This window comes from Vogesella urethralis, assembly GCF_007644045.2.
Taxonomy (GTDB): domain Bacteria; phylum Pseudomonadota; class Gammaproteobacteria; order Burkholderiales; family Chromobacteriaceae; genus Vogesella; species Vogesella urethralis.
The window spans coordinates 46577-60427 of sequence record NZ_VMDW02000136.1 but is presented as its reverse complement, the minus strand read 5'-3'; the positions used below and the strand labels follow the sequence as shown (position 1 = coordinate 60427).

At 70.1% G+C, this 13851-nt stretch carries 13 protein-coding genes; 6 read left to right on the top strand and 7 right to left on the bottom strand.

What is annotated here, in order from left to right; genetic code table 11:
* From FLQ03_RS17710 to FLQ03_RS17700, 3 genes are read right to left on the bottom strand one after another with little or no spacing between them, the layout of a single operon-like run.
* On the bottom strand, positions 1-762 hold the full coding sequence (locus tag FLQ03_RS17710) for an outer membrane lipoprotein-sorting protein (protein ID WP_144371529.1): 762 nt from the start codon (positions 760-762) through the stop codon (positions 1-3).
* Positions 755-2131, bottom strand: coding sequence for an ABC transporter permease (locus FLQ03_RS17705; protein ID WP_144371528.1), 1377 nt, complete (start codon positions 2129-2131; stop codon positions 755-757). The genes FLQ03_RS17710 and FLQ03_RS17705 overlap by 8 nt, the downstream gene beginning before the upstream one ends.
* Entirely contained in the window at positions 2128-2823 is a 696-nt protein-coding gene (locus tag FLQ03_RS17700; RefSeq protein ID WP_144371527.1) for an ABC transporter ATP-binding protein, read from the bottom strand. Before FLQ03_RS17700 ends, FLQ03_RS17705 begins: the two co-directional genes overlap by 4 nt.
* A 184-nt stretch (positions 2824-3007) precedes the next feature.
* On the opposite strand from FLQ03_RS17700, the gene FLQ03_RS17695 reads away from it, so the two are divergent.
* On the top strand, positions 3008-3496 hold the full coding sequence (locus tag FLQ03_RS17695; RefSeq protein ID WP_144371526.1) for a MarR family winged helix-turn-helix transcriptional regulator: 489 nt from the start codon (positions 3008-3010) through the stop codon (positions 3494-3496).
* Between the two features lie 73 nt (positions 3497-3569).
* Positions 3570-4736 (top strand): cyanate transporter, encoded by a 1167-nt coding sequence (locus FLQ03_RS17690; protein WP_144371525.1) that lies wholly within the window; start codon positions 3570-3572, stop codon positions 4734-4736.
* A 71-nt stretch (positions 4737-4807) separates the two neighbouring features.
* On the opposite strand, the gene FLQ03_RS17685 is transcribed toward FLQ03_RS17690, so the two are convergent.
* Positions 4808-5704, bottom strand: a complete 897-nt coding sequence (locus FLQ03_RS17685) for a LysR family transcriptional regulator (RefSeq protein WP_144371524.1) — start codon at positions 5702-5704, stop codon at positions 4808-4810.
* Positions 5705-5798: 94 nt separating this feature from the next.
* Here FLQ03_RS17685 and FLQ03_RS17680 point away from each other — a divergent pair, with 94 nt between their 5' ends.
* The 4 genes from FLQ03_RS17680 to FLQ03_RS17665 are packed head-to-tail and all read left to right on the top strand — an operon-like array spanning position 5799 to position 11411.
* The gene (locus tag FLQ03_RS17680) at positions 5799-7244 is read left to right on the top strand and encodes an NADH-quinone oxidoreductase subunit L (protein ID WP_144371523.1); all 1446 of its coding nucleotides are present in this window, start codon (positions 5799-5801) and stop codon (positions 7242-7244) included.
* Positions 7237-9621, top strand: a complete 2385-nt coding sequence (locus FLQ03_RS17675; RefSeq protein ID WP_144371522.1) for a putative inorganic carbon transporter subunit DabA — start codon at positions 7237-7239, stop codon at positions 9619-9621. The genes FLQ03_RS17680 and FLQ03_RS17675 overlap by 8 nt, the downstream gene beginning before the upstream one ends.
* Entirely contained in the window at positions 9614-10420 is an 807-nt protein-coding gene (locus FLQ03_RS17670; protein WP_144371521.1) for a DUF6671 family protein, read from the top strand. Before FLQ03_RS17675 ends, FLQ03_RS17670 begins: the two co-directional genes overlap by 8 nt.
* Positions 10421-10430: 10 nt before the next feature.
* On the top strand, positions 10431-11411 hold the full coding sequence (locus tag FLQ03_RS17665) for an L-threonylcarbamoyladenylate synthase (RefSeq protein ID WP_144371520.1): 981 nt from the start codon (positions 10431-10433) through the stop codon (positions 11409-11411).
* On the opposite strand, the gene ubiT is transcribed toward FLQ03_RS17665, so the two are convergent.
* Genes ubiT through ubiU form a run of 3 tightly spaced genes read right to left on the bottom strand, consistent with a single transcriptional unit; the run spans position 11396 to position 13753 of the window.
* Positions 11396-11854: a ubiquinone anaerobic biosynthesis accessory factor UbiT gene (gene ubiT, locus FLQ03_RS17660; protein ID WP_206211031.1), complete on the bottom strand. Its 459-nt coding sequence runs from the start codon at positions 11852-11854 to the stop codon at positions 11396-11398. The genes FLQ03_RS17665 and ubiT overlap by 16 nt on opposite strands.
* Positions 11841-12764 carry a ubiquinone anaerobic biosynthesis protein UbiV gene (gene ubiV / locus FLQ03_RS17655; protein ID WP_144371518.1) on the bottom strand — a complete coding sequence of 308 codons (924 nt, stop codon included), beginning with the start codon at positions 12762-12764 and terminating at the stop codon, positions 11841-11843. The genes ubiT and ubiV overlap by 14 nt, the downstream gene beginning before the upstream one ends.
* Complete coding sequence (gene ubiU / locus FLQ03_RS17650) at positions 12755-13753, bottom strand: ubiquinone anaerobic biosynthesis protein UbiU (RefSeq protein ID WP_144371517.1); 999 nt, start codon at positions 13751-13753, stop codon at positions 12755-12757. Before ubiU ends, ubiV begins: the two co-directional genes overlap by 10 nt.
* Positions 13754-13851 lie beyond the last annotated feature (98 nt).

Here is a 13851-nt window from a genome sequence, read left to right as displayed (position 1 = left end):
CTACTCCGCACGGAAGCGCGGCAGGTAGTCGCGCTGCAGCCAGGTTTCCGGGATGTCGCGTGCCACCAGGTTGCCGATGCGCATCACGGTAATCCAGCCGGGGTCGAGGCCATCGATGATTACCGTCTCCGATGGCCGCTGCACGCCCAGCTGCAGCTGGTAGCGGCGGTAGAAGGCGGTTTTCAGCAGGCGGCCGCTATCACTGTAGAACTGGCCCTTGATCGGCCGGCTGTTGGCCGCGTCCACCCACAGCGTGATGCGCGGGTAGGTCACGTCGTCGTGGCTGGCCTGCAGCGCCAGCCGGTAGCTGGCACGGGTCTGGCGCTCGCCGTCCTGGATCGCCTCCTCGCCGTCCAGCCGGGCGCGGTAGTCGCGTGCCAGGTTGACCGTCATCACGTCGCCATTGGCAGCCTGCCCCAGCAGGCGCTGCTGCGGCGAGATGCGCACGCTGGCCTTGCTGGCCGGGTCGTAAAACCATAGTTCGTTGCCGTTTTTCAGCATCAGCTTACCGGCGTCGCGCAACGGCGCCAGAAAGCGGATCAGGTTGCGGTACTGGCCGCTGTCGCTAGCCGGGCGGGCGTAGATCTGCAGCTGGGTCTGGCCTTGTTCGCGGCCGTTGCGGTACTCGATCAGCGTGTTGTCCAGCGAAAACGACTGCCCGGGGTTGCGGATGGCGTCGCTGGCGGCCAGCAGTTGCTGCGCGTCCGGCGCGGCCTGGGCAAGCCCTGCGGCCAACCACAGGGTAAACAGGAGCTTACGCATGACGCAGGGCCTCCACGATATCCAGACGGGCGGCGCGGCGGGCCGGCCACCAGGCCGACAGCACCGACAACACGATCAGGCCGACGGCAGTGGCCAGCAGCATGCCGTATTCGCCGGCCACGCGTACCAGCAGCGGAATGCGCTCGCTATTGCCCGGCGGCAGCCAGGTAAGGCCGCTGTGGTTGATCAGCCAGGCCAGGCCCAGCGCCAGCAGGCTGCCCAGCAGCGCGCCGCTCACCCCCAGCAACAAGCCTTCGCTGACAAACAGGCGGCGGATGCCGGCCTGACGCAGGCCCAGCGCGCGCAGGGTGCCGATTTCCACCGTGCGTTCCACCACCGCCATGCTCATAGTGTTGCCCACGGTAAACAGCACGATGGCGCCGATCAGCACCGCCACAAAACCGAGAATGGCGGCAAACATACCGGTGATCTGGCCGTACTGCGGGTTAAGGGTGGCAAAGTCCTGCACCACCAGCGGCTGGCTGCCGCCTTGCAGCAGCTGTGCCAGGCGGGCCCGCACCGCCGGCATGTCGCTGCTGTGCCGCAGCTGCAGCACGATGGCGCTGACCTGCGGCGCGCCCTGGCCGTACACCAGTTGCTGCGCCTGCGTCAGGTGCAGCTGCACGCTGATGTCGTCCAGCGCCTTCACGCCCTGCTGTTCGGCTTTCACCACCTGCAGGCTGGCCACATTGGGCGCACCACTGGCACGCGCCGCCAGCAGCTCGATCTGCACGCGGCCAAGGTTGGCCGCCGGCGCGGCAACCGGCAAGGCCGCCAGGTCGGCCGGCATGGCCTTGCCCTGCTGCGGCACCGGCAGCGGCTGCGGGCAGTCCTGCACCTGCAAGGGGCCGCACAGCTGCAGCACGCGTGCCACACCGGTGCCCACCACTGCGGCGTTGGGGGCGGTGCCGGTCAGCGCCACGCTGCGTTGCGGCAGGCCCACCATGCGGTAATCGTTCCATTGTTTCAGCCGGTTTTGCCCGGCCACGTCCACGCCTCGGCCGTACACGGTGCGCGACACGCCGGCGGCAAAGTTGCCGGCAATGCCGCCCAGGTCCAGCACCGGCGTTACCACTTGCAGCAGCGGCGCCAGTTGCGGGTCGGCCTGCAGGGTGTGCATCAACCGGGTGTAGTCACGAATGCCGTAGGCAGCCGGGTTGCCACTGCCGAACAGGAAGTAATCGCGATGCTGGATCTGCAAATGCCCGCTAGCGCGGACGAAGTCGGTTTCCAGGCCCAGGCGGATGTTGCGGTCGTAGCCGCCAAAGATCAGCACCGCCACCACGCCGACGATCATCGCCAGCAAGGTGGTGAGCGTGCGGCGGCGGTTGCGCACCAGGTTGCGTGCGGCCAACTGTAGCGTGTTCATGCGGCCTCCTTCACGGCGGCAGGCGCCTGCAGCTGGCCGTCGCGCAGCAGCACGGCGTGGTCGGCGGCTGCCAGCAGTTGGGCGTCGTGCGACGAGAACACAAAGCAGGTCTGGTACTGGCGCTGCATGTCGCGCATCAGCGCGATGATGGCGGCGCCGGTGTGGCTGTCCAGGTTTGCCGTGGGCTCGTCGGCTAGCACCAGCGCCGGGCGCAAGGCCAGCGCGCGGGCAATGGCCACCCGCTGGCGCTGGCCGCCGGACAGCTGGCCCGGCAGGTTGGCCGCACGCTCGGCCAGGCCTACCGCGTCCAGCAGCTCGGCGGCAAGGCGGCGGCGCTCGCTGGCGGCCACACCGGCCAGCAGCAGCGGGTATTCCACGTTTTCGCGCGCGGTCAGCACCGGCAGCAAGTTGAAATGCTGGAACACAAAGCCGATGTGGCGGGCGCGAAAATCGCTGAGGCGGTTGTCGTCCAGCGTATCCAGGCGCTGGCCGGCCACAACGACGTGGCCGCTGTCGGGGCGGTCCAGCCCGCCCAACAGATTGAGCAAGGTGGACTTGCCGCTGCCCGACGGGCCGCTGAGGACGGTAAAGGCGTTGGCCGCAATACGCAGGCTGACGCCGCGCAGCGCGGGGACTTCCACGCTACCCAGCCGGTAATGGCGGCTGAGGTCGACAACTTCGATGGCTGACATGATGCGCTCCGGTGACAGGAATGCTGCCAGCGTAGCCCTTTGCCTGGCCAGCAGTAGCCGCCTGCGACGAACGGTTGCCGCGCCGGATGAACGGGGCTTGCCGGCGACGAACGGCAGCGCGGCGCGACGAAAAATAACTTCCCCGGAAGTGACTTCTGCGGAAGTTTTGCCTACACTACGCGCCATGGACCAGATCGACCGCATCATTGCCGAATGGCAAGTGACCCAACCCTCGCTCGACACCACCCCATTGGCGGTGCTGGGGCGCATTGCGCGCCTGATGGGCTATTTCGAGCAGGTACGCGACAGCGTGCTGGCGCAACACCAGCTGAAGTACGGCGAGTTTGACGTACTGGTGACGCTGCGCCGCCAGGGCGCGCCGTACACGCTGAGCCCCACCCAGCTGTCGCAATCGCTGTTGCTGACCAGCGGCGGCATCAGCAAGCGCATCGACAAGCTGGAAAACGCCGGCCTGGTGGAGCGCCTGCCGGACGACGCCGACCGCCGCGGCGTGATGATCCGCCTGTCGCCGGCGGGCCTCGCCAAGGTAGACGCCGCGCTGACCCCGCATACCGACGCCCAGCTCGACCTGCTGGCGCACCTGCCCGCCGACGAACGGCAAGCGCTGGCCGCCCTGCTGCAACGCTGGCTGACCGCGCTGGAAAACCGCTAACCCGCTTTTGCTTGATAGATACCGTCAGGCTGCGCGCGGCCTGACGGCGCGTGCTGCCGATGGAGGAACACCCATGCCATCCCAGACACGCCTGCTTACCCTGCTCATCCTGCTATGCGGGTTGAACCTGCGCCCCATCCTGGCCGCCACCGGCCCGCTACTGGAGCCGCTGCGCGCGGCCACCGGCCTCAGCTTTGGCGGCGCCGCCCTGCTCACCACCCTGCCCGTGGCCATGATCGGCCTGTGCGCCTTTGCCCTGCCGCTGTTCCGCCGCTGGCTGGGCAGCAAGGGCGGCATTCTCAGCGGCGTGCTGCTGATTGGCGCCGCCTGCCTGCTGCGCCTGCTGCCGGACACCACCAGCCTGATGCTGTCGGCCGCACTGGCCGGCCTGGGCATTGCCATCGTGCAGGCGCTGGTGCCGGCGCTGATCAAGCAGCACGGCGGCCGCCATGTGTCGCTGATGATGGGCCTGTACGTTACCTCCATCATGGGCGGCGCCACGCTGGCCGCTGCCAGCACACCCTGGTTGGGCAGCGCGCTGGGCTGGAGCCAGGCGATGGCGCTGTGGGCGCTGCCGGCGGTGCTGGCCGCGCTGCTGTGGCAATGGCGCGCGCCGGCCGACTGCCAGCAGCACGCCGCCGTGCCCAGCCATATCGGCCGCATGTTCGGCCGCCGCCGTGCCTGGTCGCTGGCGCTGTACTTCGGCATCGGCACCGGCGTGTACGTGTGCACGCTGGCGTGGCTGGCGCCGTTCTTTGTGTTCCTCGGCTACAGCAGCCAACAAGCCGGCCTGATGCTGAGCTACATGACCGCGTTCGAGGTGGCCACCGGCCTGCTGCTGCCGTTGCTGGCTGCCCGCCACAGCGACGCCCGCCCGTGGCTGCTGGCTACGCTTGCGGCCAACCTGCTGGGTTTGGCCGGCCTGGCCTGGCTGCCGGGCCAGCACAGCCTGCTGTTTGTGGCGCTGCTGGGCGCCGGCATTGGCGGCCTGTTCCCGCTGACCATGATCCTTACCCTGCAGCACGCCGACGACCCGCACACCGCCGGCGACCTCACCGCCTTCGTGCAGGGCGTGGGCTACCTGCTGGCGGCGGTGGCGCCGTTTGCCGCCGGCTGGCTGCGCGATCTCACCGCCAGCTACGCGCTATCGTGGCAGATGCTGGCCGGCACCGTACTGCTGCTGTTACTGATGACGCTCAGCTACCACCCGGCGCGGCTGCGTAGCGCGCTGCAGGGCTAGTACCGAGCCCACGTTACAAGGCCCCGGCCCGCATAGTGCGGGCCGGGGCCTTGTGGCTTGTACAGGCTGCCTCAGCCCTGCCCTGCTGCGGCAAAGCGGTCGAACAGTGCCTGCAGGCGCCGCGTCTCGAAGCGCTTGCGCACGGTAATGGCGTAGAAGGTTTCCTCCACCCCCGGCACCGCGGCGTACAGCTGCAGCACGCCGCGGTCCAGCTCGTCTTTCACCACGATGGCCGGCAGCACCGCCAGCGAGCCGGAATCGCGCGCCAGTAGCCGCAGCATGGCCATGTCGTCCACCTCGGCGTGAATGCGCGGCTGGATGCCCAGCTGCTCGCACATCAGATCGAAACGCACGCGGATCTCGCTCTTGGCGCTAGGCACGATCAGCGGCTGCTGCGACAGCGTGGCCGCCAGATCCGGCGCCGTGTCGCCGTCGCGCGGCGGGCCCACCAGAAACACCGCCTGCCGGTCTAGCGTGCGGCAGCGCCACGGGTGCTTGTCGTCGGCAATCACCGGGCGGTTGCTCAGCACCACGTCCAGCTCGTAGCTGCCCAGCCGCGCCAGCAGGCTGTCCAGATCACCGGCTTCCAGTACCAGCTTTACCTCGCGGCTGGCCAGCACCGGCTGCAGGAAGTTTTCCAGGAAGTTGCGCGACAGCGTGGACACGCTGCCAATGCGCAGCGTGCTGCCGCGCCAGCCGTCGCCGTCGTGGGTGGCGGCCAGCAGCTCGTTGCCCAGCGAAAAGATGGCCTCGGCGTAGCGCATCACCTTCACGCCCATGTCGGTTAGCAGCAGCTTGCGCCCCTCGCGCAGAAACAGCGGCGTGCCCAGCTGCGCTTCCAGCTGGCGGATCTGCGACGACAGCGCCGACTGCGAGATATGCAGGCGCTCGGCGGCGCGCGTCAGATGGCCTTCGCTGGCCACCGACCAGAAGTAGTACAGGTGATGAAAGTTGAGTCGATTTATCATTCTGTTTAACCGAACAATTACAGCGTTTTAATGTATTTTACCGAACGCTTTTTTGCGTGCACAGTGCGGGCTATCGATTTTCGGGACGTTTTCCATGTCTGCACTGCTTGTTTCACATCATCTGCTGGCCGTGCTGTGGCTGCTGCCGGCGCTGCTACCGCTGGCCGACACCCGGCGCTGGCAGCTGGCCACCGCCTGCGGCTGGGCCGGCAGCGCGCTGGCGCTGGGCCTGCTGCTGTACGGCGATAGCGTGGCCGCGCCGCTGTTCCAGTTGCTGATCCAGCTGCTGGCCTGGGTGGTGCTGCGCTTTGCCCGCCGCTACCTGCAGGGCGAGCCCGGCCAGATGCGCTTTCTGCGCGCCGCCGGCTGGCTGCTGGCCGGCGCCACGCTGGTGGTGGCCAGCCACGACTGGCTGACGCTGCTGGCCGGCTGGGCGATCACCAGCCGCGCGCTGCACACGCTGCTTACCTACTACCCCGACCGGCCGCAGGCGCTGCTGGCGGCGCGGCGCGAGGCGCTGGCCAGCCGGCTGGCAGAAGGCACGCTGCTGCTGGCCGCGCTGCTGATGGTGGCCAGCACCGGTTCGCTGCTGCTGGCCGACGCCGGCACCGCGCTACACGGTGCGGCCAACCTGGTGCGCGGCGCGGCGGCCTTGCTGGTGGTGCTGGGCGTGGTGATCAAGACCGCACTGCTGCCGTTCCACGGCTGGCTGACGCAGGTGATGGAGGCGCCAACGCCGGTGTCGGCCTTCCTGCACGCCGGTGTGGTGAACCTGTCCGGCGTGGTGCTGATCAAGCTGGCCGACCTGTGGCAAGCGGTGCCGGCGGCAGCCATGCTGCTGACGGTCTGGGGTGCGCTCACCGCCGCGCTGGCCAGCTGGGTGATGCTGACGCGCATCAGCATCAAGCTGCGGCTGGCGTGGTCCACCTGCGCGCAGATGGGCTTCATGGTGCTGGAGTGCGGCCTGGGCCTGTACTCGCTGGCGCTGCTGCACCTGGCCGCGCACTCGGTCTACAAGGCGCACGCCTTTCTGAGCTCCGGCAACCAGGTGCGGCACAGCATCCAGCACCCGGCCATGGCAGAGCCGCGCGCGCCGTGGCGCCACCTGCTGCAAGGCGCCGCCGGCGTGGCCGCGCTGCTGGCCAGCATTGCGCTGTGGCACACGCTGGCGGGCGAGGTACCGGCACCGCCGCTGCTGCTGACCGCCATCATCGGCCTGGGGCTGGCGCCGCTATTCGGCAGCCTGGCCGGCGCCGGTGCCGCGCTGCTGCTGTGCCAGCTCTATCTGTTGCTGCACACCGTGTTTGCCGGCCTGCAAGGCGACGCCGCGCACGCCTTCGTGTGGCTGCAATGGCTGCTGGCCGCCGCGTTTGCCGCGCTGTACCTGCTGCAAGGCTGGCTGCAGTGGCAACCGCACCACCCGCTGTCGCGCCGTCTGTACGCGCTGGCCTTCGGCGGTTTGTATCTTGATGAATGGTGGACGCGCCGCAGCCAGGCGCTGGCCCACTACCTTACCCCCGCAGGAGCACGCCATGACTGACCGCTTCCCGCCAGGCCACGCCACACTGGTGCAGGCCGAGGCCCTCCACGACGCGCTGGGCCGCATCGCCCCGGCCTGGCCGCTGGACAGCCAGTTGGCCAGCTCGCCGTACTGGGGGCTGCAGCAGCGTTCCTTTGCCGACGCAGCCGGCCTGCTGCAGCAGTTGGCCGCCAGCCCGCTGCACATGCCGCTGGCGCATTACCGCAGCCAGCTGCAACAGGGCGAGCTCACGCTGGCCCACCTGCAAGCCGCACTGGACGACTACGGTGTCGCCGCCAGCGCCAGCGCGTGGCTGGCCAGCCAGCACGATGCGCCCGCCGCCGCCCCGCTGCCCCTGCAAAGCGCGCTGCGCGGCGACGGCGCCGGCCACCACGGCCTGCAGGACTGGCGCAGCGTCATCGTGCAGCAGGTAAGCCAGTTTTGCGCCGCCTGGTTCGACCGCCACCAGGCCGAATGGCAGCCGGACCGCCAGCGCTGCCTGTACCAGGCGTGGCGCGACGACATGGCGCTGCAGCCGGTGCCCACGCCGGATAACGCCCTGGCCACCCGCATCCGCCGCGACATCGGCGCGCTGCCGGCCAACGCCGACAGCATGGTGGCGCTGGCGCTGGCACAGCTGCAACCGGGCAGCACCTGGCTGGCCGACTGGCTGCACGCGCTGCTGCTGCGCAACGGCGGCTGGGCCGCATGGTGCCGCTACCTGGGCTGGCAACAGCAACTGCAAGGCGGCGACGAGCGCAGCCTGCACGGGCTGCTGGCCATCCAGCTGGCGTGGGAGTGCCTGCTGGACGACGGCCAGCGTCACGCCGGCACCGTATGGCAGCGCTGGCAACAACAGTGGGACAGCGCCTTTGCCGCGCCGGCCACGCTGCCGGCCGGGCTGATCTGGCAACGCGCCGCCGAGCACGCCACCCATCGCCCGCTGCTGCAACAGTTGGCCACTGCCAGCCGCCAGCCGGCCACCGCGCCGGCGGCCAAGCCCGGCCGCGTGCACGCCGTGTTCTGTATCGACGTGCGTTCCGAGGCCATGCGCCGCGCGCTGGAGCAACAGCTACCCGGCTGCAGCAGCAGCGGCTTTGCCGGCTTCTTCGGCCTGCCGCTGGCCATCCACGGTGGCGATGCTGCCGGCCAGGCCCGCCTGCCCGGCTTGCTGGCGCCGCAATGGGACGCCACCTTGCCGGCCGCGCCGGCACGGCTGGACAGCTGGCAGCATTTCGAACGCGCGCCGCTGTCGTCGTTCACGCTGGTGGAAAGCACCGGCCTGGCCAAGCTGGGCAAGCTGCTGCGCAAGAGTTGGCCGCGCCGCGCCGCCGCCCGCCTGAGCCAGCTGGACCCGTGGCTGGCGCGCGACGCCGACGCCGCCCGCCTGGCCGCCGCGCCCGACCTCGACACCGTCTGCCAGCAACTGTTGCGCCTGCTGCCGGCGATGGGGCTGGGCACGCCGCTGCCCGACACCGTGCTGCTGGTGGGCCACGCCAGCCACAGCAGCAACAACCCGCACGCGTCCAGCCTGCAATGCGGTGCCTGCGGCGGCCACGGTGGCCACCTGCACGTGCTGCTGCTGGCCGGCTGGCTGAACCGTGACGACGTCCGCCAGCAGTTGGCCGCACACGGCTACGCCATCCCGCCGCTGACGGTGTTCCTGCCGGCGCTGCACCTGACGCACAGCGACGAGCTGCAGCTGCTGCCGCTGGCCGACCCGGCACCGCTGCTGGCCGAACGCGCCAGCGCGCTGGCCCCACTGCTAGCCGCCGCCGGTGGCAGCGCCCGCCGCGAACGCGCCCGCCAGCAAGGCGAAGCCATACCCGCGCACGACCCGCTGCCGCTACTGCGCGAGCGCGGCCACCACTGGGCCGAAACGCGGCCGGAATGGGGGCTGGCCAACAACGCCTTCTTCATCGCCGCACCGCGCGCCCTCACCCGGCAGCTGGACCTGGGCGGCCGCGCCTTCCTGCAGGAATACCACTGGCAGCAAGACCCCGACGGCGACACGCTGGCCGGCATCCTGGCCGGGCCGCTGGTGGTGGCGCACTGGATCAACATGCAGTACTTCGCCGCGGTGGCCGACCCGCTGCGCTTCGGCAGCGGCAACAAGGTGCTGCATAACGTGGTGGGCGGCCGTATCGGCGTGTTCGAGGGCAATAGCGGCGATCTGCGTATCGGCCTGTCGCAGCAATCGGTACACGACGGCACCCGCTGGCGGCACCAGGCGCTACGGCTGGCGGCCTGCATTGCCGCGCCGGCCGGGCATATCGATGGCGTGCTGGCGCGGCAGCCGCAGCTGGCCCGCCTGGTGGCCGGCGGCTGGCTGCACCTGTACGCCGTGCACGATGGCCGGCTGCAGCGCAAGCACGGCGACGGGTGGCAACATGACTGAACGCGCCACCCTGCTCACCCGCCACGGCAAGGCCGCTGTCATCGCCCCGGCGCTGGCGGCCATCGGCTGGCAGGTGACGGTGTACGACGGTTTCGACACCGACAGCCTGGGCACCTTCAGCCGCGACATCCCGCGCCACGGCAGCCAGCGCGACGCCGCGCTGTACAAGGCGCAGCTGGCCTGCCAGCTGGGCGGCAGCCGCTACGGCCTGGGCAGCGAAGGCAGCGCCGGTGCCGACCCGTGGCTGGGCAGCCTGCCGTGGGGGCGCGAGCTGATCGTGTGCTGGGACGCCGAACGCGGCTACGCCATCGAAGCCTGGGCCGACGGACCGGCGCCGTGGTACCGGCGCTGGGCGCTGGCCGACGCCGCCGCGCTGGCACCCGCCCTGCAGCAGGCCGGCCACCCCGCTACCGGCGTGATGCTGCAACTGCCGGGCGACGCCGGCTGGCTGAAAGACGCCGATGCCGCCACGCTGCAGCAGGCGCTGGATGCGGCCAACCTGGCCAGCCCGGCGCGGCTGGAAACCGACCTGCGCGCGCACCGCAACCCGGGCCGCATGGCGCTGATCGGCCGCTGCGCCGAGGCCCTGGCCAGCCGCCTAGCCAGCCACTGCCCGCAATGCCACGCCCCCGGCTGGCACGCCGCTCGCCCGCTAGCGGGTGCCGCGTGCGCCGACTGCGGCGCGCCAACAACCCGGCCACGCGCCTGGCAGTGGGCCTGCCCCTGCTGCGGCCATCACCATCAGCAACCCTGCACCGAGCCGGCGTCGCCGGCACAGTGCAATTTATGCAACCCTTGAGTAGCAAACCATGCAATACCTGACCGATTCCGCCGCCGACCTCGACACCGCAGCCCAGCTGCTGGCTGCCGGCTTGCAGGTGGCCATTCCTACCGAAACCGTGTACGGCCTGGCCGCCGTGGCCGACCAGCCCGACGCCGTGCGCGGCATTTTCAGCGCCAAGGGCCGCCCGGCCGACCACCCGCTGATCGTGCACTTGCCGCAGCTGGACCACCTCACCCGCTGGGCGAGCGACATTCCGCCGCTGGCGTACACGCTGGCCGAACGCTTCTGGCCCGGCCCGCTGACGCTGGTGCTGAAGGCCGCCCCCGGCGTATCGCCGCTGGTGAACGGCGGCCAAAGCACGGTGGCCGTGCGCTGGTCGTCGCACCCGGCGCTGCAGGGCATCCTGGGCCGGTTGGGCCGCGCCATCGTGGCGCCGTCGGCCAACCCGTTCGGCCAGATCAGCCCCACCAGCGCCGCGCACGTGCAGCAGCACATGCAGGGCCACATCGCCGCCGTGGTAGACGGCGGGCCGAGCACGCTGGGTATTGAATCCACCATTCTCGACCTGTCCGGCGCGCAGCCCACCATCCTGCGCCCCGGCAGCATCAGCGCCGAGCAGCTGGCGCCGCTGCTACAGGTCGCCCGCCGCCTGGCGCCGGACGCGCCGCGTGTGCCCGGCGCCCTGGCCTCGCACTACGCACCGCGCACGCCGTGCTTTAGCGTCAGCGCCAGCGCGCTGGCAGGGTTGGCCGCAGTGCTGCCGCAGTGCGCCGTCATCCACCACGGCACGCCGCTGGCCAGCGCCGGCTGGCAACGCTGCCTGCCGGCCGATGCCGACGGCTACGCCAGCCAGCTGTACGACGCGCTGCACGAGGCCGACCGCAGCGGCTGCGCCCGCATTCTGGTGCTGCAGCCGCCGGCCGACAGCGCCTGGGACGCGGTGCGCGATCGCCTGCAACGCGCCAGCCAGCCGTGGGCAGACCAGGCGGATCAGCCGCGCCCCTGAGCCGGACGCAAGCCCGGTGGCAGCAAGCTGGCCAGCTGGGCTTGCCAGTCCACGCTGTCCAGCACGTTTTTCACCCACAAGCCCAGCTCGGTATCGCCACCGATATCGATGCGGCGCTGGAAAAACAGCGTGTCCGGGTCTTCCTGCCGCCGCAGCAGCGCCAGGTGGTCGGCCAAGTCGGCGTGCAGGAAGAAATCCGGCGCCGCCACCGCTGCGCAGGCGCGAAAAGCCCGGCCGTCGTGGCGCAATGACAGCGCCAGCCCGGCGTCGCGCACCCCGATCAGGAAAGTGCGCTGCTGCAGCATGGGGTCGGCCAGCGGAATCAGGCCGCGCCAGCCCATCAGGTTCAGTGCCCGCGCCAGCACCTGGCTGGCGGCGGTATCGGGGCAGGCCCGCAGCAGGCGGGCGGCCAACTTGCCCAGGCGGGGGTCAATGGCAGTCATGGTGTGCTCCGTACTGTTGCATGCCGGGCTGGCCATGCCAGAACCCGTTGACCAATGGGGCCGGCGCCAGGCCAACCAGTGCTTCGCCGGCCGGCTCGCCGCGCAGACGGGCGGCGGCCCATTGCACTACCGCGCCAAAGTGCTGGCTGTGCGGGCTGAGGCGGATGGCCGTCACCCCCAGCGCCGGCAAGGTGTGCAGCTCGTCCAGCAGGCTGTGGCAGGCGGCCGACTGCGTCTGGGTACCGTTGATCTGCAAAAAGCCCTGCTGCTCGCGGGTGCGCAGCGGCATGCCATCAGGGTGCGCCAGGCAACGGAATTCGCAGCTGTCCTTGTTCAGCCCTGCGTGGCGGGCGGTAAAACAACGCGACGAGAACGCCAGCGGCATCCGCCCCCAGGCAAACACTTCGGTATCCAGCTGCGGCAAGGTGCCGGCAATGGCCTGCACCCGCTGCGCCGGCATTTCCAGTGGCGGCACCCAGCGCTGCGCCCCCCAACGCTGGTACAGCGCCAGCGTGGCGGCGTTGTAAATGTTGAGGTGCGGGCCGGCCACAAACGGCAGCCCGCGTTGCTGCAGCAGGCCGACGGCGCCGGTATCGTTGGCTTCCACCAGAACGCCGGCACCATCCAGCAGCCGGCGCAGGCGCTTGAGGTCGGACTCGCTCTCCAGCAAGCCCTGGCTGGACAGCACCGCCTGCTTGCCGGCGGCCTGCAGGTCGGCGGCCAGGCCCAGCCAGTCGTCCACCCGCAGCTGCTGGCGGCGCGAGCACACCACTTCGCCCAGATAGACGCGGTCCACCGGCCAGTCGGCCACGTCGGCATAAAAGCGCATCACCTCGTCGCGCGGCCAGAAATACAGCACGGGGCCGATGGCCAGCTGTAGTGGTAATGCGGTATGTCGGCTTACTTCCATGGTCTGCTGTACGCCCCCAGTGTCACTTGTTGTCCTTCGGAAACCCGGCCCAGTTGCTGCATCAGCGCGGCTGGCGGCTGCCAGCCGGGCCGGTGCGCCTCGTCCAGCGCCTGGCGCAGCGTGCGCGTTACCTGCGCCACGTAGGCCGGGCTGCGTTGCCGCCCTTCTACCTTGATGGCCGCCACGCCCATGTCGATCAGCCTTGGCAGCAAGGGCAGCACATTAAGGCTGGTGGGCTCTTCCAGCGCGTAGCCCAGGCTGTCGCCCACGTGAAAGCGCCCCTTGCACAGCGTGGGGTAGCCACGCGGCTCGTCGTGGGCAAAATCGTCGATCAGCACCCCGTTCAGCCGTGCCTCTGTGCCGCGGGCGTGCGGCAGCCAGCGTACGTGGCGGGCCGGCGAGCACACGCCGTGGGTATTGGGCGACTCGCCGGTAGCGTAGCTGGACAGGTGGCAACGCCCTTCGGCCATCACGCACAGGCTGCCAAAGCCGAACACCTCGATTTCCACCGTGGTACCGGCCATCACCTGCGCCACCTGCTCCAGGCTGAGCACGCGCGGCAGCACCGCGCGCTGCACGCCGAACATGCGCTGCGCAAGGTTGATGGCTTCGTAATTGCTGGCCGAGCCTTGCACCGACAGATGCAGGCGCAGCTGCGGGTGGCGCTGGCTGGCGTAATCGAGCAGGCCGAAATCGGCCAGGATCACCGCGTCCACCGCCAGCGCTGCCGCCTCGTCCACCGCCGCGCGCCAGCGGGCTTCTTCGCCGGCCTGGGCAAAGGTATTGATGGCCAGCAGCACCTTTACCCCGCGCTGGCGGGCGTAGCGCAGGCCTTCGCGGGCGCTGGCGGCGTCAAAGTTGAGCCCGGCGAAATGGCGGGCGTTGGTGTCGTTGTTCAAGCCCAGGTAGACGCAGTCGGCACCGTGATCGACGGCGGCCTTCAGGGCGGGCAGGTTGCCGGCCGGACAGACCAGCTCTGGTAGCTGCATGGTGTAACCCTCCGTTCAAGACCGGGCGACCTTACGCGGCAGCGGCCCGCCACGGCCTTGCCCCAGATCAAGGCTTTCCGGCCGCCACCCGGGGCGGT